Annotated in this window: 21 protein-coding genes; 14 read left to right on the forward strand and 7 right to left on the reverse strand. The window is 73.1% G+C overall.

Annotation, left to right across the window (positions count from 1 at the left end; translation table 11 throughout):
* The first annotated feature begins 37 nt into the window (after positions 1 to 37).
* From LE548_RS05570 to LE548_RS05580, 3 genes are all read left to right on the forward strand, one after another.
* Complete coding sequence (locus tag LE548_RS05570) at positions 38 to 1288, forward strand: AAA family ATPase (protein WP_225095503.1); 1251 nt, start codon at positions 38 to 40, stop codon at positions 1286 to 1288.
* Positions 1285 to 1653, forward strand: coding sequence for a nucleotide pyrophosphohydrolase (locus LE548_RS05575; protein ID WP_225095504.1), 369 nt, complete (start codon positions 1285 to 1287; stop codon positions 1651 to 1653). The genes LE548_RS05570 and LE548_RS05575 overlap by 4 nt, the downstream gene beginning before the upstream one ends.
* A gap of 166 nt (positions 1654 to 1819) precedes the next feature.
* The gene (locus LE548_RS05580; protein ID WP_225095505.1) at positions 1820 to 2308 is read left to right on the forward strand and encodes a DUF6099 family protein; all 489 of its coding nucleotides are present in this window, start codon (positions 1820 to 1822) and stop codon (positions 2306 to 2308) included.
* A 59-nt stretch (positions 2309 to 2367) separates the two neighbouring features.
* Here the strand turns inward: LE548_RS05580 and LE548_RS05585 are convergent, their stop codons facing one another.
* Positions 2368 to 2514, reverse strand: coding sequence for a hypothetical protein (locus tag LE548_RS05585; RefSeq protein ID WP_225095506.1), 147 nt, complete (start codon positions 2512 to 2514; stop codon positions 2368 to 2370).
* Positions 2515 to 2749: 235 nt separating this feature from the next.
* On the opposite strand from LE548_RS05585, the gene LE548_RS05590 reads away from it, so the two are divergent.
* From LE548_RS05590 to LE548_RS05610, 5 genes are all read left to right on the forward strand, one after another.
* Entirely contained in the window at positions 2750 to 3673 is a 924-nt protein-coding gene (locus tag LE548_RS05590; protein WP_225095507.1) for an LLM class F420-dependent oxidoreductase, read from the forward strand.
* A 77-nt stretch (positions 3674 to 3750) separates the two neighbouring features.
* Positions 3751 to 4689 carry a CbrC family protein gene (locus LE548_RS05595; RefSeq protein WP_225095508.1) on the forward strand — a complete coding sequence of 313 codons (939 nt, stop codon included), beginning with the start codon at positions 3751 to 3753 and terminating at the stop codon, positions 4687 to 4689.
* Between the two features lie 97 nt (positions 4690 to 4786).
* Positions 4787 to 5725 carry a hypothetical protein gene (locus LE548_RS05600; RefSeq protein ID WP_225095509.1) on the forward strand — a complete coding sequence of 313 codons (939 nt, stop codon included), beginning with the start codon at positions 4787 to 4789 and terminating at the stop codon, positions 5723 to 5725.
* Positions 5726 to 5777: 52 nt separating this feature from the next.
* On the forward strand, positions 5778 to 7268 hold the full coding sequence (locus tag LE548_RS05605) for a 3' terminal RNA ribose 2'-O-methyltransferase Hen1 (protein WP_225095510.1): 1491 nt from the start codon (positions 5778 to 5780) through the stop codon (positions 7266 to 7268).
* Complete coding sequence (locus LE548_RS05610) at positions 7265 to 9805, forward strand: polynucleotide kinase-phosphatase (protein WP_225095511.1); 2541 nt, start codon at positions 7265 to 7267, stop codon at positions 9803 to 9805. The genes LE548_RS05605 and LE548_RS05610 overlap by 4 nt, the downstream gene beginning before the upstream one ends.
* Before the next feature lie 6 nt (positions 9806 to 9811).
* Here LE548_RS05610 and LE548_RS05615 read toward each other — a convergent pair whose 3' ends face one another.
* A complete protein-coding gene (locus LE548_RS05615) occupies positions 9812 to 10711 on the reverse strand; it encodes a hypothetical protein (RefSeq protein ID WP_225095512.1) in 900 nt (299 codons plus the stop codon).
* Between the two features lie 289 nt (positions 10712 to 11000).
* A complete protein-coding gene (locus LE548_RS05620; protein WP_225095513.1) occupies positions 11001 to 12179 on the reverse strand; it encodes an SPFH domain-containing protein in 1179 nt (392 codons plus the stop codon).
* 144 nt (positions 12180 to 12323) lie between these two features.
* Between LE548_RS05620 and LE548_RS05625 the strand changes: the two genes are divergently transcribed.
* Positions 12324 to 13547, forward strand: coding sequence for an arginine deiminase (locus LE548_RS05625; protein WP_225095514.1), 1224 nt, complete (start codon positions 12324 to 12326; stop codon positions 13545 to 13547).
* Positions 13548 to 13645: 98 nt separating this feature from the next.
* Entirely contained in the window at positions 13646 to 14674 is a 1029-nt protein-coding gene (gene argF, locus LE548_RS05630) for an ornithine carbamoyltransferase (RefSeq protein ID WP_225095515.1), read from the forward strand.
* 134 nt (positions 14675 to 14808) lie between these two features.
* Here argF and LE548_RS05635 read toward each other — a convergent pair whose 3' ends face one another.
* A complete protein-coding gene (locus LE548_RS05635) occupies positions 14809 to 15264 on the reverse strand; it encodes an ATP-binding protein (protein WP_225095516.1) in 456 nt (151 codons plus the stop codon).
* 307 nt (positions 15265 to 15571) lie between these two features.
* Between LE548_RS05635 and LE548_RS05640 the strand changes: the two genes are divergently transcribed.
* A complete protein-coding gene (locus tag LE548_RS05640; protein WP_225095517.1) occupies positions 15572 to 16399 on the forward strand; it encodes an enoyl-CoA hydratase family protein in 828 nt (275 codons plus the stop codon).
* Positions 16400 to 16405: 6 nt separating this feature from the next.
* A complete protein-coding gene (locus LE548_RS05645) occupies positions 16406 to 18673 on the forward strand; it encodes a bifunctional salicylyl-CoA 5-hydroxylase/oxidoreductase (protein WP_225095518.1) in 2268 nt (755 codons plus the stop codon).
* Positions 18674 to 18709: 36 nt separating this feature from the next.
* On the opposite strand, the gene LE548_RS05650 is transcribed toward LE548_RS05645, so the two are convergent.
* Together LE548_RS05650 and LE548_RS05655 are read right to left on the reverse strand one after the other, a co-directional pair.
* Positions 18710 to 19522, reverse strand: a complete 813-nt coding sequence (locus tag LE548_RS05650; RefSeq protein WP_225095519.1) for a PaaX family transcriptional regulator C-terminal domain-containing protein — start codon at positions 19520 to 19522, stop codon at positions 18710 to 18712.
* Positions 19523 to 19537: 15 nt separating this feature from the next.
* Positions 19538 to 21130: an AMP-binding protein gene (locus LE548_RS05655; RefSeq protein WP_225095520.1), complete on the reverse strand. Its 1593-nt coding sequence runs from the start codon at positions 21128 to 21130 to the stop codon at positions 19538 to 19540.
* A gap of 291 nt (positions 21131 to 21421) precedes the next feature.
* On the opposite strand from LE548_RS05655, the gene LE548_RS05660 reads away from it, so the two are divergent.
* Entirely contained in the window at positions 21422 to 22558 is a 1137-nt protein-coding gene (locus LE548_RS05660) for an acyl-CoA dehydrogenase family protein (RefSeq protein WP_225095521.1), read from the forward strand.
* Entirely contained in the window at positions 22555 to 22953 is a 399-nt protein-coding gene (locus tag LE548_RS05665) for a RidA family protein (protein WP_225095522.1), read from the forward strand. The genes LE548_RS05660 and LE548_RS05665 overlap by 4 nt, the downstream gene beginning before the upstream one ends.
* A gap of 85 nt (positions 22954 to 23038) precedes the next feature.
* On the opposite strand, the gene LE548_RS05670 is transcribed toward LE548_RS05665, so the two are convergent.
* Positions 23039 to 23233 (reverse strand): DUF5999 family protein, encoded by a 195-nt coding sequence (locus tag LE548_RS05670; protein WP_225095523.1) that lies wholly within the window; start codon positions 23231 to 23233, stop codon positions 23039 to 23041.
* Between the last annotated feature and the right edge of the window lie 121 nt (positions 23234 to 23354).

Raw genomic sequence — 23354 nt, forward strand, 5'->3', positions numbered from 1 at the left:
ACGGTTCGGCGGGGCGGCGGAGTTCTACCGTCCGCACATGACCGTGCCTTCCGTCTCCGCCGAGCCTCCGGCGGCCGCCGCGTCCGGCGGCACCGTCCCCGCGCAGTCCCGTGTGTCCGGTGACGCCCGTGCGCCCGGCGGCGGCCTCGATGTGCGGGCCCGGATCACCGAGTTACGGCTGTCGGCGTTCGCCGGGCACCGGCGGGCCGGGTTTCCGCTCGGGCCCGTCACCCTGGTCGCGGGACCCAGCGGCACGGGGAAGACGACCGCGCTCATGGCGTACGAGGCGCTCGCCCGGCTCGGCGGCGGCGCCCCGCTCACCCAGGCGTTCCCGGACCCGCTCGCCTGTGTGCCGCAGCGGGCGCGCCCCGACGCCGGCGGCCGGCGCGGCTTCCGGATCGGCTGTACGGCCGACGGCGTCGAGGGACCCGTCCGGCTCGACATCGCCGTACAGGCCGAACCCGCCCTCAGGATCGTGGGGGAGCGGCTGACCGCAGGCGGTGTCGTCCTGCTGCAGACCGCTCTGCGCGACCCGTCCCGCCGGACCGTCCAGGCCGCCTGGCACACCGCGGGCTCCGCCCCGGTGACCCGCGCCCCGCTGCCCGACGACCGCCTCGGCACCGCCCTGCTGCCCCTGCGTGTGGCCGGCAAGACGGACGGGCAGCGGCAGGTGCTCGCCGCGGCCGAGCAGATGGTGGTCGCCCTGCGCTCCGTCTTCCCCTGCGATCCCCGCCCCGAGTACATGCGCACCCCCGTCCCCACCGGCTCCGGCCGGCTGCTGCCGGGCTGCGACAACCTCGCCGACGTGCTGTGGCGCACCCGCGCCGAGTGCGCCCGCCGGCACGGCCTGCTGGTCGAGGCGCTGCGCGCGGGCTGCGCCGGTCCGGTGACCGATCTGGTCGCCGAGCCGCTGTCCGACGGCACGGTACGGGCGCTGCTCGACCGCGGCGACGGCTTCCGCACCGAGCTCGCCCGGCTCGGCGACGGCGAACTGCGCTATCTGGCCCTGACGTTGGTGCTGCTGACCGGCCCCGGCGTGCTGGACCTGGACGCCCCCGGTGAAGTGCCCGACGCGCTGCGCAGTCTCACCGTCCTCGCCGACGGCTTCGACCGCGGCCTGGACCCGGCCCAGCGTCTCGCACTGCTGCGGATGGCGGCGCGGATGGGCGAGCGCGGGCACATCCGATGCCTGGGCGCGGTGAGCGACGGCTCGTGGGCCACCGGGGCCGACGGGGTGACCGTGGTGCACCTGGACCGGGAGAGCCGCGGTGATACACCTGGACCGTGACACGACCCCCTGACCTCGCCCGGCTCCAGCGCAGGCTCGCCGAGTTCGCCGCCGCGCGGAACTGGCAGCCCTATCACACCCCCAAGAACCTCGTCGCCGCCCTCTCGGTGGAGGCCTCCGAACTGGTCGAGATCTTCCAGTGGCTGACCCCGGAGGAGTCGGCACGGGTGATGGACGACCCCGGCACCGCGCACCGCGTCGAGGACGAGGTCGCCGATGTCCTCGCCTATCTCCTGCAGTTCTGCCAGACCCTCGGCATCGACCCGCTGGCGGCGCTGGACGCCAAGATCGACCGCAACGAACGGCGGTTTCCGGTCGCCGGGGAGCAGGGCGGGCCGGAGCGGGGCCAACTGCCGGAATCCTGAACTCCGTTATCACGCTCCGTGGTCAAATTGCCTGTCGAATCCGAATTGTTGTCCACAAATTTCCGTTCAGCACTGGCTTTTCGTCTGATGTACCCTCACTCTGGGTAGTGGACACGGTAGTTCACGCGGACGTGCGAGAAAGCATGTGGAGGGACGGGGGCGACGTATGGATGCGATACGGCTCATCCTCGCGAGCAGGCGAGCCCTGGCGAACAGCGCGGACGCAGGCGAAATCATGGCGGAGGTCTGGCAGGCCCAGTCCCTGGCCCAGGCGATCGGCAGCCGGCTCGCGGTCTCCGGTCCGCCGGAGCTGCGCGGCGAGGCGCTCGGCCTGACGGAGCTGGCGGGCCGGGGCTGCGGCGTCCTCGACCCGCCCGAACTCGACCCCGGCGATCTGCGCGCCGCCCAGCTCACCGAGCTGGACGACGCCCGTGAGACCCTGCTCTGCCTCGGGGGTCTGCTCGGCGAGGTCGGCATCGCCCTGGTCGGCGTCGCGAGTTCCGCCGCCGACGAGACGACGTACTGGCAGTGCATGGAGGCCATCGACGCGGCCGACGAGTCCCGCGACCGCGTCCTGGAGATGCTGCGCAAACTGGCCGCGCGCGAGGAGGTGTTACGGGAGAGCGGGAACGAGAACAGCCCTTCCGGCGTGTGAGGACGAGGGGCGCAAGGCCCGAAGCGGGGTCCGGGGGCGGCCGCCCCCAGTACGGTGCCTCAGCCGAGGCCGGCTTCCTCGGTGCCGCTCTGACCGGCATGCAGATCCGCCAGCTCCGACAGATCCGCGTTCAACGCGGCCATCAGCTCTTCCATCTGCTCCAGCAGCCCCTTCGGCTGCCCGTCGGAGCCACTCTCTTCGGACACTACGGCCTCCTCGGCCTCCGGCCCGGCAGGCCGGCGCGGTGACGCGCGACGGCGGCCACCGCCCGGCGCGGGTGCCGGACGGTCCGGCTCCGACGTCCCAACGATCATCACCGGGGCCGGTCACTGGCCCGCGCGGCGCCCACGGCGTCCCGCTCCGATTTACACCCGACCGGGGACCGCCGCACCTGGCGGTACCGGCGAGGTTGACGCGGGTCGCGGCAGGCAGGATGGGTGTATGGACCTTCGAATCTTCACCGAGCCCCAGCAGGGGGCCACCTACGACACCTTGCTCACCGTGGCGAAGGCCACCGAGGACCTCGGCTTCGACGCCTTCTTCCGCTCCGACCACTACCTCCGCATGGGCAGCACGGACGGTCTGCCCGGGCCCACGGACGCCTGGATCACCCTGGCCGGCCTCGCCCGTGAGACCCAGCGGATCCGCCTCGGCACACTGATGACGGCCGGCACCTTCCGGCTGCCCGGTGTGCTCGCCATCCAGGTCGCCCAGGTCGACCAGATGTCCGGCGGCCGGGTGGAGCTGGGCCTCGGCGCCGGCTGGTTCGAGGAGGAGCACAAGGCGTACGGCATCCCGTTCCCGAAGGAGAAGTTCGCCCGGCTGGAGGAGCAGCTCGCGATCGTCACCGGGCTGTGGGCCACCGAGGTCGGCAAGACCTTCGACTTCCACGGCACCTACTACGACCTCACCGAGTCGCCCGCGCTGCCCAAGCCCGCCCAGGGCAAGGTCCCGGTGCTCATCGGCGGTCACGGGGCGACGCGCACGCCGCGGCTGGCCGCGAAGTACGCCGACGAGTTCAACATCCCGTTCGCCTCCGTCGAGGACAGCGAGCGGCAGTTCGGCCGGGTGCGGGCCGCCGCCGAGGAGGCCGGCCGGCGCGCGGACGAGCTGACGTACTCCAACGCGCTCGTGGTCTGCGTCGGCAAGGACGACCAGGAGGTCGCCCGCCGCGCCGCCGCGATCGGCCGTGAGGTGGACGAGCTGAAGGCCAACGGCCTGGCGGGCTCCCCGGCCGAGGTCGTCGACAAGATCGGCCGGTACGCCGCGATCGGCTCCCGGCGGATCTACCTCCAGATCCTGGACCTGGCCGACCTGGACCACCTGGAACTGATCTCCGCCCAGGTGCAGTCGCAGCTGTCGTAAGGAGCCGGAGGGCATCCCGGTGTCCGGCGCCGGCCCCGGGATGCCCTCCTGGTGGCGGTATGTGATGGAGTATCGGCATGGGATCGGGCATCTACGTCCACGCGTTCCGCGACGGCGCCATCGTGCCGATGGACGCCGCGGCCGTCCGCGAGGTGCTGGCGCCGTACGCGCCGTACGACGTCCCGGACGGTGAGCCGGTCGAATGGGTGCGGGCCGCCGACGGCAGCGACGCCGACGTCTATCTGCACCACGGGGTGTCGTTCGACCGGCCGGGCCCCGGTGTGCTGGACATCGTCGCCGAACTGGCCCGCCGCACCGGCGCGGCGATCGTGCTGCCGGCGGATCCCACGGTGATCGTGACCAGCGAGGCGGACGTAGGGCAGCTGCCGCAGGAGCTGCGCGCGCGGGCGGTCGTGGTGCCGCCCGCCGCGCTGACCGGGCAGGCGATCGAACAGGTCGTCAGACCGCGGCCGGAACCCCGGCGCCGGCCGCTGCTGCCGCCGTTCCCCTACCACCCCGACCCGGTGGCCACCGGCTCGGTCACCGCCGCCGACGAGCCGTGCGTGTGCTGCGGACACGACCAGGGCTGGATCTACACCGGCCCGGTGCACGGCGAGGCCGTACCGGACGGGCGCCTGTGCCCGTACTGCGTCGCGTACGGCACCGCGGCCCAGCGGCTCGGGGTGTTCTTCAACGACGTCGAGGCGGGCCGGATGCCGGACGAGGCGGCCCGGCAGATCTGCGAGCGCACCCCCGGCTTCGCCACCTGGCAGGACTGGGGCTGGCCCGAGCACTGCGGCGACGGCGCGGTCTTCCTCGGCGCGGCGGGCGCCCGGGAACTGCGGGCCTACCCGGACGCGCTCGACGAACTGCGCGGGCAGTGCGCCGAGTGGGGCTGGGCGGCCGGCCCCACCGAGGAGTTCCTCGCGGCGCTCGACCAGGACGGTCAGCCGACCGGGTACCTCTTCCGCTGCCGCATCTGCGGGACACATCTCGCCCGGGCCGACTTCACCTGAGGCCGGACGCGCGGAGGTGGGACCGCTGTGCACGCCGTAGGGCGGAACTGTGGGCTCCATCACAGCGCCCAAGATCCGGGCCTGATCGGATGAGCCCGTGCGCAAAGTCCTGCCTCTCGCCCTCGCCGGCCTCTTCGCCGTGTCGGCCTGCCGGTTCGCCGGTGGCGACGACGACCCCGCCGGCGAGGCCCACCGTCTCAACACCAGGGCGGCTCTCCCGCTGCACGCGTACCTCGCGGACTCAACCTCGCCCGGCGCCGAGGACGTCGGCAGGGCCCAGTGGATCCTCGCCAAGACGTGCATGGTCCGGCTCGGCTTCTCCGGTTTCGTGGTGCTCGACACCAAGAGCGTCGAGTCGACCTACCCGGAACGGCCGGGCACACTCGACCTCACCGCGTTCGGCGACGACAGTCCGTACGGGGTGGACGACCCCGGCCTGGCCTCCGAGCACGGCTACCACCAGCCCAAGGCGGCGGGCTCCGCCCAGAGCCAGGAGTGGCCGGTCGACCAGTTCCTCGCCCTCACCGGCGAGTTCCAGCCCGGGGACAGCCGGCTCGCGCACGGACACCGCATCCCCGAGGGCGGCTGCCTGGGCCAGGCGATGCGGACGATCTACGACGCTCCGCCCACGGCGGCGAAGGTCGGCATCGTGAACCTCAGGAGTTACGACTCCCTGGCCATGCAGCTCTGGTACCAGTCCCACCAGGAGGCCCAGAAGGACCCGGCCTGGAAGAAGGCCGACCGCGCCTGGGCGGACTGCATGAAGAAGCAGGGTCTGCACTACTCCGGCCCGGACAAGGCGGCCGCGGACTTCGCCTGGTACAGGACGGAGCAGCCCTCCGCCAAGGAGAAGAAGACGGCCGCCGCCGACGCGAGGTGCAAGCTCGACACCGGGTACATCCCGGCCGCCCACGCCCTCGACACGCGCACCCAGAAGGCCGCCATCGACAGGAACAAGCAGAAGCTGGACGACCTGCGGGCCACACAGGAGCGGGCCGTGCGCAACGCCCGGACGATCATCGCCAAGGAGCCGTGACGAACGGGAAAACCGGTGGTCGCCGGGGTCGGAGACCGGAACAATCGGACGCGTGTTCCTGACGATCTCGACGCGCGGCGACGCCGCCCACCCGGCCACCGACCTGGGGTACCTGCTGCACAAGCACCCTGGCAAGGCGCAGAAGTTCTCCACGTCCTACGGCACCGCCCATGTCTTCTACCCCGAGGCGGACGATCAGCGCTGCACGGCCGCGCTGCTGCTGGAGATCGACACGGTCGCGCTGGTCCGGCGCGGCAAGGGCAAGGGCCGTGGCGGCGCGCCCGACGCGGCGCTCGCGCAGTACGTCAACGACCGCCCCTACGCAGCCTCCTCGCTGCTCGCGGTCGCGCTGAGCGGTGTCTTCTCCAGCGCCGTGCGCGGGGTGTGCGCCGCGCGTCCCGAACTCCCCGGTCAGACACGGCCGTTGCGCATCGAGGTGCCCGCACTGCCCGCACGGGGCGGTCCGGGTCTCGTGCACCGGCTTTTCGAGCCCCTCGGCTGGACGGTGTCCGCCGAACCGGTGCCCCTCGACACCGAGTTCCCCGAGTGGGGCGACTCGCGCTACGTCCGGCTCGTCCTGGAGTCGGAGAAGCTGACCCTCGCCGAGGCGCTGCGCCATCTGTACGTGCTGCTGCCGGTCCTCGACGACGCCAAGCACTACTGGGTCGCCTCCGACGAGGTCGACAAACTGCTGCGCGCGGGCGAGGGCTGGCTGCCCGGACACCCCGAACAGCGGCTCATCACCACCCGGTATCTCACCCGCCGCTGGTCGCTGGCCCGGCAGGCGACCGAGCGGCTGGAGCTGGTCCGGCTCGCCGAGGCCGACGACAGCGAGGTCGAGGAGATCGACAACGCCGTCGCCGAGGAGACGGAGACCGAGGAGAAGCCGACCCCGCTGGCCGTGCAGCGCCGCGAGGCGATCCTCGCCGCGCTGCGCGCCCACGGCGCCGCCCGGGTCCTCGATCTCGGCTGCGGACAGGGCGAGTTGGTGCGGGAACTGCTGAAGGACCCCCGGTTCACGGAGATCGTCGGACTCGACGTGTCCGTGCGGGCCCTCACGATCGCCGCGCGCCGGCTGAAGCTGGACCGCATGGGGGAGCGGCAGGCCTCCCGGGTCCGGCTCCTGCAGGGCTCCCTCGCCTACACCGACAAGCGTCTGAAGGGCTACGACGCGGCCGTGCTCAGCGAGGTGATCGAGCACCTCGACCTGCCCCGGCTGCCCGCCCTGGAGTACGCGGTGTTCGGCGCCGCCCGCCCCCGCACGGTCCTCGTGACCACCCCGAACGTCGAGTACAACGTCCGCTGGGAGACCCTGCCCGCCGGCCATGTCCGGCACGGCGACCACCGCTTCGAGTGGACCCGCGAGGAGTTCCGCGCCTGGGCCGGCCGGGTCGCCGGACTCCACGGCTACGACGTCGAGTTCGTCCCCGTGGGACCGGACGACCCCGAGGTCGGCCCGCCCACCCAGATGGCCATTTTTGAAATGAGCACAGCCGAAATGATCACACCCACGCTCGGCGCGAAGGAGGCGAAGGCGGCATGACCGGCAAGACCGACGGGCGGGTCCTCCCCGTCACCGACCTCTCCCTCGTCGTCCTCGTCGGCGCCTCCGGCTCCGGCAAGTCCACCTTCGCCCGACGGCACTTCAAGCCCACCGAGGTGATCTCCTCCGACTTCTGCCGCGGCCTCGTCTCCGACGACGAGAACGACCAGAGCGCGACCCGGGACGCCTTCGACGTGCTGCACTACATCGCCGGCAAGCGGCTGGCCGCCGGCCGCCGCACGGTCGTGGACGCCACCAGCGTGCAGCAGGACAGCCGGCGGCAGCTGATCGAGCTGGCGCGGACGTACGACGTGCTGCCCATCGCCATCGTGCTCGACGTGCCCGAGGAGGTGTGCGCCGAGCGCAACGCGGCCCGCACCGACCGCGCCGACATGCCCCGCCGGGTCATCCAGCGGCACATCCGCGAACTGCGCCGCTCCGTCCGGCACTTGGAGCGCGAGGGCTTCCGCAAGGTACACGTTCTGCGCGGAGTCGCGGAGGTCGACGCCGCCACCGTCGTCACCGAGAAGCGCTTCAACGACCTCACGCACCTCACCGGCCCGTTCGACATCATCGGCGACATCCACGGCTGCGCCGCCGAACTGGAGTCCCTGCTGGCCAAGTTGGGCTACGCGGACGGCGTGCACCCCGAGGGCCGTACAGCCGTCTTCGTCGGCGACCTGGTCGACCGCGGCCCCGACTCCCCGGGCGTGCTGCGCCGGGTGATGTCGATGGTCGGCTCCGGCAACGCGCTGTGCGTGCCGGGCAACCACGAGAACAAGTACGGCCGCTACCTCAAGGGCCGCAAGGTCCAGCACACCCACGGGCTCGCCGAGACCATCGCCCAGATGGAGGGCGAGAGCGAGGAGTTCAAGGCCGAGGTGCGCCGCTTCCTGGACGGGCTGGTCAGCCACTACGTCCTCGACGGCGGCAAGCTGGTCGTCTGCCACGCCGGCCTGCCCGAGAAGTACCACGGCCGCACCTCCGGCCGGGTCCGCTCGCACGCCCTGTACGGCGACACCACCGGCGAGACCGACGAGTTCGGACTGCCGGTGCGCTATCCCTGGGCGGAGGACTACCGGGGCCGCGCGGCCGTCGTCTACGGACACACCCCGGTCCCGGAAGCAAGCTGGCTCAACAACACCATCTGCCTGGACACCGGCGCCGTCTTCGGCGGCAAGCTCACCGCGCTGCGCTGGCCGGAGCGCGAGCTGGTGGACGTACCGGCCGAGCGGGTCTGGTACGAGCCGACGAGGCCGCTGCGCTCCGAGGCGCCCGGCGGGCACGACGGCCGGCCGCTGGACCTGGCCGACGTGTACGGCCGCAGGGCCGTGGAGACCCGGCACGCGGGCAGGGTCGCGGTGCGCGAGGAGAACGCGGCGGCGGCCCTGGAGGTCATGAGCCGGTTCGCGATCGACCCGCGCCTGCTGCCGTACCTCCCGCCGACCATGGCGCCGACGGCGACGTCGCAGGTGGAAGCCTACTTGGAGCATCCGGAGGAGGCCTTCGCGCAGTACGCGCGGGACGGGGTCGCGCGGGTCGTGTGCGAGGAGAAGCACATGGGCTCGCGAGCCGTGGCCCTCGTGTGCCGGGACGCGGCGGCTGCCGCGCGGCGGTTCGGGGTGGACGGACCCACGGGTTCCCTCTACACCCGCACCGGGCGGCCGTTCTTCGACGACGAGCGGATGACCGAGGAGATCCTCGGCCGGCTGCGCTCGGCGATCGGGAGCGCCGGGCTCTGGGACGAACTGGCCACGGACTGGCTGCTGTTGGACGCCGAGCTGATGCCGTGGTCGCTGAAGGCCTCGGGTCTGCTGCGCGGTCAGTACGCGGCCGTGGGTGCGGCCTCGGGCGCGGTGTTCCCGGGCGCGCTGGCCGCTCTGGAGGCCGCTGCGGCGCGCGGCACCGACCTGGACGGCCTGCTGGACCGCCAGCGCGAACGCGCCGCCGACGCGGCCGCGTTCACCGGCGCCTACCGCCGCTACTGCTGGACCACCGACGGCCTGGACGGCGTACGCCTGGCCCCCTTCCAGCTGCTGGCCGTCCAGGGCCGCAGCCTCGCCACGCTGCCGCACGACGAGCAACTGGCCCTGCTCGACCGCCTGGTGGAGCACGACGGCACCGGACTCCTCCAGACCACCAGAAGGCTGTACGTCGACACCGGCGAGGCGGAGTCGGTCCGCGCGGGCGTCGACTGGTGGCTGGAGATGACCGGCCGCGGCGGCGAGGGCATGGTGGTCAAGCCGCTCGGCGCGCTCGTCCGGGACGGCGACGGCAGGCTGGTCCAGCCCGGCATCAAGTGCCGGGGCCGGGAGTACCTGCGGATCATCTACGGCCCCGAGTACACCCGGCCGGACAACCTGGCCCGGCTGCGGGGGCGGTTCCTGAACCACAAGCGGTCCCTCGCCCTGCGCGAGTACGCCCTCGGCCTGGAGGCCCTGGACCGGCTCGCCGACGGGGAGCCGCTGTGGCGGGTGCACGAGGCGGTGTTCGGGGTGCTGGCCCTGGAGTCGGAGCCGGTGGACCCGCGGTTGTGAGGCAGGTCAGCCGACCAGCCGCAGCCGCTGCTCGCACACCCCGACGCGGATCGTCTGCCCCCAGGTCAGCTGGAGCGCGTCCGTCTCGATGCCGTCGCCGAAGGCGATGAGGCGGTCGGACTCGACGGTGACGGTCAGCGCCGCCGGGGCCGCGAGTTCGCCGGCCACCAGGCTCGTCCCGGTGGCCGGTGACGGCCAGGCCTCGCGGACGAACCACACCAGCCGGTCCTCGGTGGGGGAGGGCAGCGCGATCCGGCTGCCCCGCTCCTGCCACACGGAGCGGAGCCAGCCGGTCGCGCCGGTGCCGGTTCCCACCAGCACCCCGGAGGAAGCCTGGGCCTCGACGACACCCCCGTCGTCCTCCAGGCCCAGGCGGTATCGGGCGGTCTGATGACCGGCCGTGCCCAGGAAGATCTCGTTGAGCGCCAGCAGCCGCTGGGTGTCGTCGGCGACGGCCTCCACCATGGTGAGCTCGTCCACCGAAGAGCCCGAACCGCCCGCGGAGGCCAGCATCCTGGCCGCGTCGCCGGGCCGGTGCCGTACCAGCACACCCGGGTTGCGGCCGGGGTCGGTGTCGATGCCGATCACCGGCTGGCCGGTCAGGTACTTGGCGGCGTTCGCGACCAGCCCGTCCTGCCCGATCACCACGACCACGTCCTCGGGCGCGAACAGGAACCGGTCCAGGTCGCCCCGTTCCACCCGCGCCTGACGCCACGTCAACGGAACCGCCGAGGTCACCTCGGCCAGCGCGGCGCGGGCGCGGCGGTGGCGCGCGGCGACCTCCTCGATGTCCCGGCCCCGGGAGGCGAGGAAGAACGCGGCCTGGCCGTGCGTGCCGTGCCGGGCGACCAGCTCCTCGTACTCCGTGGTGCGGTGGACCAGCACGGCGCGCGGGGCGAGGCTCATCGGGTTGCTCCGGGGGTGGGCCCGGGCCTGCTCGGGGCTGTGCTGCGGGGAGTGGTGCGTGCCGAAGCGAGGTCTGCCGCCGAGGGACGTGAGCGAGGCGTCGAGGTCGAGGCAGACCCGCAGCGGGTGACCGCCCGGGTGAGCGAGGCGACGGCCACCGGGCCGGCCCTGGGCCGCGGCGGGGTGCCGGGCGTCCGGCCTGCTCTCGGGGCGCGCCCGGCGGGCGGCGGGGTCCCGGGCGTCCGGCCGGCCCCCGGGGCGCGCCGGGCGGGCGGCGCCGGGGTGCGGCTCATGCCGGCTCTCCGGGCGTGAGCCGGGTGAGCAGCCCGGTCAGCACGTCCGGTGCGACGGTCACACTGTCGATGCGCGGCAGGTTCTCCGCCAGCCGGTCGGCGGTCAGCGCGCGCAGGGTCGTCGCCCCGTCGATCCCGGCCTCGGTGTGCACCCGCAGCCAGGCCGCCTGGGCCTCGGCCCGTGCCGCTCCGACCTCTCGCGCCGCGTCGGCCTCCACCCGCGCCAGCCGGACGGCCTTCGCCGCATCGGCCTCGGCGAGCGCCACCGTACGCGCGGCCTCGGCCTGGCCCAGCCGCTCGGTACGCCGTGCTTCGGCCTCGGCCAGTTCGACCGCCCGGGCGGCCTCCGCCCGGGCCAGCCGTTCCGTCCGCTGTGCCTCGGCGTCGGCCAGCCGGACCTTCCGGGACGCCTCCGCCTGCGCCTGTACCGCGTCCGCCGCGGCCTGCTCCTCGGCCTCGCGCCGGGCGTTGGTGCCCCGCTGTTCGACCAACTGCTCCTCGCGGCGGGCGAGTTCGATGCGGCTGGCCAGCTCGTTCTCGGCGATGGTCCGCTCCCGCTCGACGGCCACGGCCCGCCGCTCGTAGGTCGCCCGGTCGGCCTCCTGCTGGATCTGCTCCCGGGCCGGTGTGCGCAGGGCGCGCTCCACCTCCGGCTCCGGTCTGAGCGCCATCACGCGGACGGCGACCACCTCGATGCCGGTGGCGGGCAGCCGCGGCTCGGCACCGAGTCCGGCCGCGACCCGCTCGCGCACCGCCGTGACGCCGTCGGCCAGCGCGGCCGCGAGCGGCGTACGCGCCAGGACGTCCAGCGCGTGCTGCTGCGCGGTCTCGGTCAGGAGGGTGCCCAGCTGCTCCAGCGGTGTGCCGCGCCAGGCGCCGGTGTCCGGGTCGACGGAGAAGTCCAGGCGGGCGGCGGCCACGGCCGGATCGGCGACGCGGTAGGTGACGGTCGCCTGCACGGACACGTCCTGGAAGTCGGCCGTACGGGCATGGAAGGTCATCGCCAACTCCCGGTCGTCGACCGGCACTTCGGAGATCGCCGCGGTGAGCGCGCGGAACCAGAAGCTGAGCCCCGGTCCGTCGTGCAGCAGCGTCCCGCCCCGGTGGTGCCGGATGTGCGCCGTCGGCGCCCCGCGCAGATGACGCCAGCCCAGGCGCCGGGTGATGTCGGCCATGGAACCCCCTCGTTTTTCGTCATCGCGACGATAAACGGAGACTCCGCTTCTCGTCAACAGGACGAGAAGCGCTGAAGGGAACAAGAAGGTGCAGAAACCGGCGACAGGAGCGTGAACCCGGTCGGCTGCGGCCAGGATGGAGGCATGACCTACCGTGTCGACTCCGAGGCCGGGCGGCTGCGCCGCGTGATCTTGCACCGGCCCGACCTGGAGCTCAAAAGGCTCACCCCGAGCAACAAGGACGCCCTCCTCTTCGACGACGTGCTGTGGGTGCGCCGGGCGCGTGCCGAGCACGACGGGTTCGCCGACGTCCTGCGGGACCGCGGAGTCGCCGTCCACCTCTTCGGCGACCTGCTCACCGAGACCCTCCAGCTGCCCGAGGCCCGCACGCTCGTCCTCGACCGGGTCTTCCATGAGAAGGAGTACGGCCCCCTCGCCACCGACCACCTGCGCGCCGCGTTCGCCGCCCTGCCCGCGAGGGAGCTGGCCGAGGCGCTCGTGGGGGGCATGACCAAGCGGGAGTTCCTTGCGGCGCACCCGGAGCCGACGTCCGTCCGCTTCCATGTGATGGACCTCGACGACTTCCTCCTCGGCCCCCTGCCCAACCACCTCTTCACCCGTGACACCTCCGCCTGGATCTACGACGGGGTCGCCATCAACGCCATGCGGCTGCCCGCCCGGCAGCGCGAGACCGTCCACTTCGAGGCGATCTACCGGTATCACCCGCTGTTCCGTGACGAAACGTTCCATGTCTGGTCGCAGGGCCAGGCCGACCACCCCTCCACCATCGAGGGCGGTGACGTCCTGGTGATCGGCAACGGCGCCGTCCTGGTCGGCATGAGCGAGCGCACCACCCCGCAGGCCGTGGAGATGCTGGCCCACCAGCTGTTCGCGGCCGGCTCCGCGCGCACCATCGTCGCGCTCGACATGCCCAAGCGGCGCGCCTTCATGCACCTGGACACCGTGATGACCATGGTCGACGGCGACACCTTCACCCAGTACGCGGGCCTCGGCATGCTGCGCTCGTACACCATCGAGCCGGGCGTCGGCGAGCGGGAGCTGAAGGTGACCGATCATCCCCCGGAGCACATGCACCGCGCCATCGCCGCCGCCCTCGGCCTCGGCGAGATCCGGGTGCTGACCGCCACCCAGGACGTGCACGCCGCCGAACGCGAGCAGTGGGACGACGGCTGCAACGTGCTCGCCGTCGAACCCGGCGTCGTCATCGCCTACGAGCGCAACGCCACCACCAACACCCATCTGCGCAAGCAGGGTGTCGAGGTGATCGAGATCCCGGGCAGCGAGCTGGGGCGGGGCCGCGGCGGCCCCCGGTGCATGAGCTGCCCGGTGCAGCGGGACCCGGTCTGACCGGTGTGATGAAGCGGACGCCAGGAGGCTGTATAGAAATTCTGGAGGTCGTATAGAATTCCAGGGTCCTGTCCGCTCGTACCCCCGGAGCGCCCACCATGGCGACAGTCCCGACCGTCTTCACCGGCCGCCACTTCCTCAAGGAGCTCGACTTCACCGAGGAGGAGTTCCGCGGCCTGGTCGAGCTGGCGGCCGAGCTGAAGGCGGCCAAGAAGGCAGGGACCGAGACGCAGTACCTGACCGGCAAGAACATCGCGCTCGTCTTCGAGAAGACCTCGACGCGTACCCGGTGTGCGTTCGAGGTCGCCGCCGCCGACCAGGGCGCCCGCACGACCTACCTCGACCCGGCCGGCTCGCAGATCGGGCACAAGGAGTCCGTGAAGGACACCGCCCGCGTCCTCGGCCGGATGTTCGACGCCATCGAGTACCGCGGGCACGGCCAGGGGGTCGTCGAGGAGCTGGCCGCCCACGCCGGGGTTCCCGTCTACAACGGCCTCACCGACGAGTGGCACCCCACCCAGATGCTCGCCGACGTGCTCACCGTGACCGAGCACACCGACAAGCCGCTGAACGAGGTCGTCTTCGCCTACCTCGGTGACGCCCGCTACAACATGGGCAACTCCTACCTCGTCACCGGCGCCCTGCTCGGCATGGACGTCCGGATCGTCGCGCCCCGGGTGCTGTGGCCGGACGAGACGATCGTGCAGGTGGCCCGGCAGCTCGCCACCGCCTCCGGCGCCCGGGTCACGCTCACCGAGGACGTGAAGGAGGGCGTGCGCGGCGCCGACTTCCTCGCGACCGACGTCTGGGTGTCGATGGGCGAGCCCAAGGAGGTCTGGGACGAGCGCATCGCCCTGCTGGGTCCGTACGCCGTGACCATGGACGTCCTCGCCGCCTCCGGCAACCCCGGCGTGAAGTTCCTGCACTGCCTGCCGGCCTTCCACGACCTCGGCACCAAGGTCGGCCGCGAGATCCACGAGCGGTACGGACTGTCCGAGCTGGAGGTCACCGACGAGGTCTTCGAGTCCGAGCACTCGGTCGTCTTCGACGAGGCGGAGAACCGGATGCACACGATCAAGGCGGTCCTCGTGGCCACCCTGGCGGGTGCGTCACAGAGCCTTGCCTGACCCTCCACCCGCATGCCCGCTCCCCGTGTCACGTCGGACCTGGGTCCAGTTCGCCGTGTTCCTCGTGGTGGACCTGGCGATCCACGCCGGCTACGGCCGCCGGCACTCCACGCTCGCCGGGACGGCCCCCGAGGTCATGCCGACGGCCGCCGCTGAGCGGGAACCACAGGCAGTGTGAACCACACCGCCTTGCCCGACGGGGTGGGGTGGTGACCGCAGGACGAGCTGAGGGCGCGGATCAGCAGCAGCCCGCGCCCGCCCTCCTGCCAGACGTCGGGCTGCTCGACCACCGGCGCGGTCAGCCGGCCCGGCGGCGCCGGGTCCGGGTCGTGCACCTCGACCTGGCAGCCGGTCGGCAGCAGCTGCACCACCAGCTCTATCGGGCCGCGCCCGGCGGTGTGCTCCACCGCGTTGGCCACCAGCTCGGCCGTGAGCAGCTCCGCGGTGTCACTGTCGGCCGTGTGCTCCACCTCGGCCAGGGCCGTACGCACCAGAGCGCGGGCCACGGGCACCGCCGCGGCGGTGTGCGGCAGCGCGATGCGCCAGGAGGCCGATTCGGTGGGGCGTTCGTGCAAGGCGAGTCCGTTCATGGAGCAGGTTGTCCTGCTTTCGACTGTAGGAATGGTACGGGCCCGGCCACTTCAGCCGATCGGCGGGCTTCGCCCGGGGTGTTCGGCCCCGGTACCGGGCGGCCTACCCAGCCGAACGGCCTGCCTCGCCCGCCCGAGCCCGCTGTTACGGCCCTGTCGCCGACCGGTGACGCACGTGACCGGGCTGGGCCGATCGGCGGACGGCGGACCTGCGTCTGTCGCGCACTCATGACGACAGTCACAAACAGGTGATAACTTCGTGGGACAGAGCAACGTACGGCACCGCCGCCCTAGGAGGCCGCACGTCATGAGTCCCTTCACCGGCTCCGCCGCCCGCACCTCCGACTGGGAGCATCTGCGGGTCCACCGCGCCGACGGGGTCGCCACCGTCACCCTCGCCCGCCCCGAGAAACTCAACGCGCTCACCTTCGGCGGCTACGCCGACCTGCGCGATCTGCTCGCCGAGCTGTCCCGGGAGCGCTCGGTGCGCGCCCTGGTACTGGCCGGCGAGGGCCGCGGCTTCTGCTCCGGCGGAGACGTGGACGAGATCATCGGCGCCACCCTCTCGATGGACACCGCCCAGCTGCTCGACTTCAACCGGATGACCGGCCAGGTGGTGCGCGCGATCCGCGAATGCCCCTTCCCGGTGATCGCCGCGGTGCACGGGGTGGCGGCGGGCGCCGGAGCGGTGCTCGCCCTCGCGGCCGACTTCCGGGTGGCGGACCCCTCGGCCCGCTTCGCCTTCCTCTTCACCCGCGTCGGCCTGTCCGGCGGCGACATGGGCGCGGCCTATCTGCTGCCCCGGATCGTCGGCCTCGGCCACGCCACCCGGCTGCTCATGCTGGGCGAGCCGGTCCGTGCCCCCGAGGCGGAGCGCATCGGCCTGATCAGCGAACTGACCGACGAGGGCCACGCCGACGCGGCGGCCCAGGCCCTGGCCCGCCGCCTGGCCGACGGCCCGGCCCTGGCGCACGCCCAGACGAAGGCCCTGCTCACCGCCGAACTGGACATGCCGCTCGCCGCCTCGGTCGAACTGGACGCCTCGACCCAGGCGCTGCTGATGAACGGCGAGGACTACGCGGAGTTCCACGCGGCTTTCACGGAGAAGCGTCCGCCGAAGTGGCAGGGGAGGTGAGCCGTCATGCGCGTGGCGATCATCGGCGGAGGGCCCGGAGGGCTGTACGCGGCCGCGTTGCTGAAGCGGCTCGACCCCGCCCGTGACATCACCCTCTGGGAGCGCAACGCCCCGGACGTGACCTTCGGCTTCGGAGTCGTCCTCTCCGACGAGACCCTGGGCGGCATCGAACACGCCGACCCGGTGGTCTACGAGGCCCTGCGGCGGGACTTCGTGCGCTGGGACGACATCGACATCGTGCACCGGGGCACGGCACAACGCTCCGGGGGACACGGCTTCGCCGCCCTCGGCAGGCACCGCCTCCTGGAGATCCTCCACGACCGCTGCCGCTCCCTCGGTGTGGACCTGCGATTTCGCACCGAGGCGCCGCCCACGGACGTGCTGTCGGCCGAGTACGACCTCGTCATCGCCGCCGACGGTGTGCACAGCGCCACCCGCGAGGCCTACGCCCCGGTGTTCCGCCCCCATGTGGCGACACACCACTGCCGCTATGTCTGGCTCGCCGCCGACTTCGCCTTCGACGCCTTCCGCTTCGACATCGCCGAGACCGAGCACGGCGTGATGCAGCTGCACGGCTACCCCTTTTCGGCCGCTGCCTCCACCGTCATCGTGGAGATGCGCGAGGAGGTGTGGCGGGCGGCGGGATTCGACGAGCTCGACACGGCGGAGTCCATCGGACGCTGCGCCAAGATCTTCTCCGAGGCGCTGCGCGGCCGCCCCCTGCGCTCCAACAACTCGGCCTGGACGACGTTCCGTACGGTGGTCAACGACCGCTGGTCGCACGGCAATGTCGTCCTGCTCGGTGACGCCGCCCACACCGCCCACTTCTCCATCGGCTCCGGCACCAAGCTCGCCGTCGAGGACGCGCTGGCCCTCGCCGCCTGCCTGGCGGAACAGCCCGACGTACCCAGGGCGTTGGCGGCGTACGAGGAGGAGCGCAGGCCCGTCGTCGCCTCCACCCAGCGGGCCGCCCGGGCCAGCCTGGAATGGTTCGAGAACCTTCACCTGTACCGCGACCAGCCGCCCCGCCGCTTCGCCTTCAACCTGCTCACCCGCAGCCGCCGGGTCACCCACGACAACCTCCGGCTGCGCGACGCCCGCTTCACCGACGCCGTGGAGCGCGAGTTCGGCTGCCCGCCCGGCACGCCCCCGATGTTCACCCCGTTCCGGCTGCGCGGGCTGACCCTGCGCAACCGGGTCGTGGTGTCGCCGATGGACATGTACTCCGCCACCGACGGCGTACCCGGCGACTTCCACCTCGTCCACCTCGGCGCCCGCGCCCTCGGCGGGGCCGGGCTCGTCATGACCGAGATGGTGTGCGTGAGCGAGGAGGGCCGGATCACCCCGGGCTGTGCCGGTCTCTACACCGGCCGGCAGGCCGAGGCGTGGCGGCGGGTCACCGACTTCGTGCACACCCAGGCGCCGGGCACGGCGATCGGGGTGCAGCTCGGGCACTCCGGCCGCAAGGGCTCCACGAAGCTGATGTGGGAGGGCATCGACGAGCCGCTGCCCGAGGGCAACTGGCCGCTCGTGGCCGCCTCCCCGCTGCCGTACAAGCCGGGCAGCCAGACCCCGCGCCGGTTGTCGAGGGCCCAACTGACCGACATCCGCGAGCAGTTCACGGCAGCCGCCTGGCGGGCCGCGCGGGCCGGGTTCGATCTGCTCGAACTGCACTGCGCCCACGGCTACCTGCTCTCCGGCTTCCTCTCCCCGCTCACCAACCACCGCACCGACGCCTACGGCGGCTCGCCGGAGAAGCGGCTGCGGTTCCCGCTGGAGGTCTTCGACGCCGTCCGCGCGGTGTGGCCGGCCGAGCGCCCGATGACGGTCCGTATCTCCGCCACCGACTGGGCCGAGGGCGGCACGAGTGCCGAGGACGCGGTCGGGATCGCCCGTGCCTTCGCCGCGCACGGCGCCGACGCGATCGACGTCTCCACCGGGCAGGTCGTCGCCGAGGAGCGGCCGGAGTACGGGCGGTCGTACCAGACGCCGTTCGCCGACCGCATCCGGCACGAGGCACGCGTCCCGGTGATCGCGGTCGGCGCGATCTCCTCGTGGGACGACGTGAACTCCCTGATCCTCGCCGGCCGCACGGACCTGTGCGCGCTGGCCCGCCCGCATCTGTACGACCCGCACTGGACCCTGCACGCGGCGGCCGAGCAGGGCTACGACGGCCCGGGGGTCGTCTGGCCCGCGCCCTACCGGGCGGGCAGCCGCCGCCCCCAGACCGGCCGCACGGACGCCCCCAAGCCCCGGCTGACCCTGGACGGTTGATCAGGCGCGCACCGCCGGGTCTGCGCCTGACCCGCCTCACACCCCGGCGAACCGCGCCCCCGCATCCCGCAGCCGCGCGTGCAGCTCCCGGAAGACCTCCGCCGAACGCACGCCGGGCCAGCCCGTGGGCAGCAGGCGGGTGGGCAGGCCGGGGTCGGTGTAGGGCAGGTGGCGCCAGGAGTCGAGGGCGAGGAGGTAGTCGCGGTAGGCCTCCTCGGGCGGGGTGTCCGTGCGGCGCTCCCAGGCGCGCAGCACCGGGGCGTGCGCGTCCAGGAAGCGCTCGTGCTCCTTGGCGATCGCGGCCAGGTCCCACCAGCGGGCGACCGCCTCGGCCGTCGCCGCGAAGCCCAGGTGCTCGCCGCGGAAGAAGTCCACGTACGCGTCCAGGTGGAGCCGGCGCAGGGTGTGTTCCGTCTCCTCGTACAGCCGGGCCGGGGCGATCCACACCCCGGGGGCGGCCGTGCCGAAGCCCAGGCCCGACAGCCGGGAGCGCAGCACATGCCGCTTCTGCCGCTCCGACTCGGGCACGGAGAAGACCGCCAGCACCCAGCCCTCGTCCTCGGGGGGTGCCGTCGCGTAGATACGGCGGTCGCCGTCGTCCAGCAACTGGCGTGCCTCGGGGGAGAGTTCGTAGCCGGCGGCGCCGCTGTCCGTGCGGGCCGGCAGCAGCAGCCCGCGCCGTTTGAGCCGGGACACGGAGGAGCGGACGGACGGCGCGTCCACGCCGACCGCGGCCAGCAGCCGGATCAGCTCGGCGACGGGCACGGGGCCGGGCATGAAGCGGCCGTACGCGCCGTAGAGCGTGACGATGAGGGACCGGGGGGCGTGCTGCTCGGACACGTTGATCATTTTAGGTCGTCGTCATCACTGCTGGTCACCATCGGTGCGCAGCCGGAACCGCTGGAGCTTGCCGGTGGCCGTGCGGGGCAGCGCGTCCAGGAAGACGAATGCGCGCGGGCATTTGTAGGGCGCCAGTTCGGCCAGCAGGAACCGGCGCAGGGCCTCCGCGTCGCGCGGTGCCCCCGGGCGCAGCACCGTGTAGGCCACGGCGACCTGTCCGCGTGTCTCGTCCGGGCGGCCCACGACCGCCGTCTCCAGCACGTCCGGATGGCGCAGGAGCGCGTCCTCCACCTCCGGCCCGGCGATGTTGTACCCGGCGGAGATGATCATGTCGTCGGCGCGGGCCACATAGCGGAAGTAGCCGTCGGGCTCGCGGACATAGGTGTCGCCGGTGACGTTCCAGCCGCCGCGCACGTACACCCGCTGGCGCGGGTCGGCCAGATAACGGCAGCCCACCGGGCCGCGCACGGCCAGCAGACCGGGCTCGCCGTCGGGCACCGGGCGCCCGTCCGCGTCCTGCACCCGCGCCTGCCAGCCCGGCACCGGCACCCCCGTGGTCCCGGGTCTGATGTCCTCGTCGGCGGCGGAGACGAAGATGTGCAGCAGCTCGGTCGCGCCGATGCCGTTGATGAGCCTGAGGCCGGTGCGCTCGTGCCAGGCCCGCCAGGTGGCCGCGGGCAGGTTCTCGCCGGCCGACACGCAGCGCCGCAGAGATGAGATGTCGTGGCCGTCCAGCTCGTCCAGCATGGCGCGGTAGGCGGTCGGGGCGGTGAACAGCACCGAGACCCGGTGTCCGGCGAGCGCGGGCAGCAGGTGCCTGGGGCCGGCCTGCTCCAGCAGGAGGCTGCTGGCACCGGCCCGCATCGGGAAGACCACCAGCCCGCCGAGGCCGAAGGTGAAGCCGAGCGGGGGACTGCCGGCGAACACGTCGTCGGCGTGGGGGCGCAGCACATGCCGGGAGAAGGTGTCGGCTATGGCGAGCACGTCCCGGTGGAAGTGCATGCACCCTTTCGGGCGACCCGTGGTCCCGGAGGTGAACGCGATCAGGGCGACGTCGTCGGCAGCGGTGTCCACCGCCGGGAAGGGCGTGCCGGGTACGGGACGGCGCAGGAGGTCGTCGGGGCCGTCACCGCCGTACGTCGTGATCCGCAGCCCGGGTATGTCGGCCTTCGCCAGGTCGTCCACCGACCGGATGTCGCACAGCGCGTGCCGCACCAGGGCGATCTCGCACATGGTCGCCAGCTCGTGCGGGCGCTGCCGGTCCAGCACGGTGACCGCGACGGCGCCCGCCTTCAGCACGGCCAGCCAGCAGGCGGCGAGCCAGGGCGTGGTGGGGCCGCGCAGCAGCACCCGGTTGCCGGGGACCACGCCGAGGTCGCCGGTGAGCACGTGCGCGATCCGGTCGACGCGCGCGCGCAGCTCGCCGTACGTCCAGCTGGGGCCCGCCGGGGTGTGGAAGACCGGGTGGTCCGGGTCGGTGTGGTCCAGGAGTTCGGCGGCGCAGTTCAGCCGGTCGGGGTAGCGCAGCTCCGGCAGGTCGAAGCGCAGCTCGGGCCACTCGTCCGGCGGGGGCAGATGGTCGCGCGCGAAGGTGTCGACGTGGGCCGAGACATGCATGGCGGTTCGCCCCCTTGCCGTGCCACGGGTACGTACGGGCTTTCCGGTGGGCTCGCGCATCGAGCGTATCGTCTTGGTGACGGCAGTCAACCGCACGCGATAACGTCGGGGGAGACGGAGTACGGGCCGGGTGGTCCGAAGAGCGACGGGACCGGCCGTGGCGGCCGCTCCGGAAGCACGACGGGTGGGCCATGGCGGCCCGGCCCGGGAAGAAGGCGGGACGGGTCGTCGCGGCCCCTCCCGCACGGCGACGGGACGGGCCGTGACGGTCCGTCCCGGAGGGAGGACGGCGTGCCCGCATTCTCGCTCGAACCGGAACAGACCGCCTGGTGCGCCGAGCTGCGCGCGCTGGCCGGGCAGCGGCTGCGCCCCCTCGCCGACAAGGGCGAGCCGGGCCACGTCAACCGGCCGCTCCTCACCGAACTCGGCCGACTCGGGCTGCTGGAGCGGCTGTTCACCTCCGGCGCGCTCGATCTGTGCCTGATGCGCGAGTCCCTCGCCCAGGCCTGTACCGAGGCCGAGACCGCCCTCGCCCTCCAGGGCCTCGGCGCCCATCCGGTGCACGCCCACGGCAGCCCGGCCCAGCGCGCGCGCTGGCTGCCCCGGGTCGCCGACGGCAGCGCGGTCGCCGCGTTCGCGCTGAGCGAGCCCGGGGCCGGTTCGGACGCGGCCGCGCTGTCCCTCGCGGCCGCGTCCGACGGCGCCGGCGGCTGGCGGCTGACCGGCGAGAAGTGCTGGATCTCCAACGCCCCCGAGGCCGACTTCTACACCGTCTTCGCCCGCACCACCCCGGGCGCCGGAGCCCGGGGCGTGACCGCGTTCCTGGTCCCGGCCGACCGGCCCGGACTCACCGGCAGCGCCCTGGAGATGCTCTCCCCGCACCCCATCGGCGCCCTCGCCTTCGACGCCGTACCCGTCACCGCCGCCGACGTCCTCGGCGCGGTGGACCGCGGCTTCGCCGTCGCCATGGGCACCCTCAACCTCTTCCGGCCCAGCGTCGGCGCGTTCGCCGTCGGCATGGCCCAGGCCGCGCTCGACGCGACGGTCCGGCACACCCGCCGGCGCGAGGCCTTCCAGGGCCGGCTGATGGACCTTCAGGCGGTCGCCCACCAGGTGGCCGAGATGGCGCTGCGCACGGAGGCGGCCCGGCTGATGGTGTACGCGGCGGCCACGGCGTACGACCAGGGCGCGCCCGGCGTCCCCGGACGGGCCGCGATGGCCAAGCTGCTCGCCACCGAGACCGCGCAGTACGTCGTCGACACCGCCGTCCAGCTGCACGGCGCCCGCGCCCTGCGCCGCGGCCACCTCCTCGAACACCTCTACCGCGAGGTGCGCGCACCCCGGGTCTACGAGGGCGCGAGCGAGGTCCAACGGGGCATCATCGCCAAGGAGTTGTACACCACCGCCGACGACCGGGAGGTCCGGTGAGCACCGAGCGCGTCAACCCGCCCGAGCTGTCTCCGCCCACGGGTTTCTCGCACGCCGTGGTCGCCGCCGGCTCCCGTGTGGTGTTCCTCGCGGGCCAGACCGCCCTCGACACCGACGGCAAGGTCACCGGCGACACGCTGCCCGAGCAGTTCGAGCAGGCGCTCGGCAATCTTCTGACCGCCCTGCGCGCGGCCGGCGGCACCCCCGCCGACCTCGCCCGGGTCACGGTCTACGCCACGGACGTCGCCGCGTACCGTGCCCACGCCGGCCGTCTGGGCCGCATCTGGCGGGACCTGGCGGGCCGGCACTATCCGGCGATGGCCGTCGTGGAGGTCGTACGGCTGTGGGACGAGCGGGCGATGGTGGAGCTGGACGGGTTCGCCGTACTGCCGTGACCGCGGCCGGCCTGCGCCGGGCCGCCGCCGCGGGCCGAACCGCGCCGGTGGGCGGGCGCGGAGCCGGGGCCGCGCCGTACGCGGATCAGACCGCCGCCGCGAGACGGTCCGCCGGTACCCGGTGCGGCGGGACCACGCTGCCGTCCGGGTGCAGTTCGCCGGTGTCGTCGAAGACGATCGAGCCGTCGCACAGCAGGGTCCAGCCCTGTTCGGGACGGGCGGCCACCGGGTGGCGCAGGGTGGGGTCGGACGCGGGACGCGAGGACCGGCAGGAGCACATGGCGCACCTCCACAGCGAAGTGTGAGGGGGCCGGCGGAATCGCCCGCCGCCCGTCATGCATAGACCATGCGCCCGTCGTGAACGCGCCGGAACCGCTCGCCGTGAAGCGTGACAACACCCG

Origin of the sequence: Streptomyces sp. CoH27 (assembly GCF_020181035.1) — a bacterium.
GTDB lineage: Bacteria > Actinomycetota > Actinomycetes > Streptomycetales > Streptomycetaceae > Streptomyces > Streptomyces camelliae.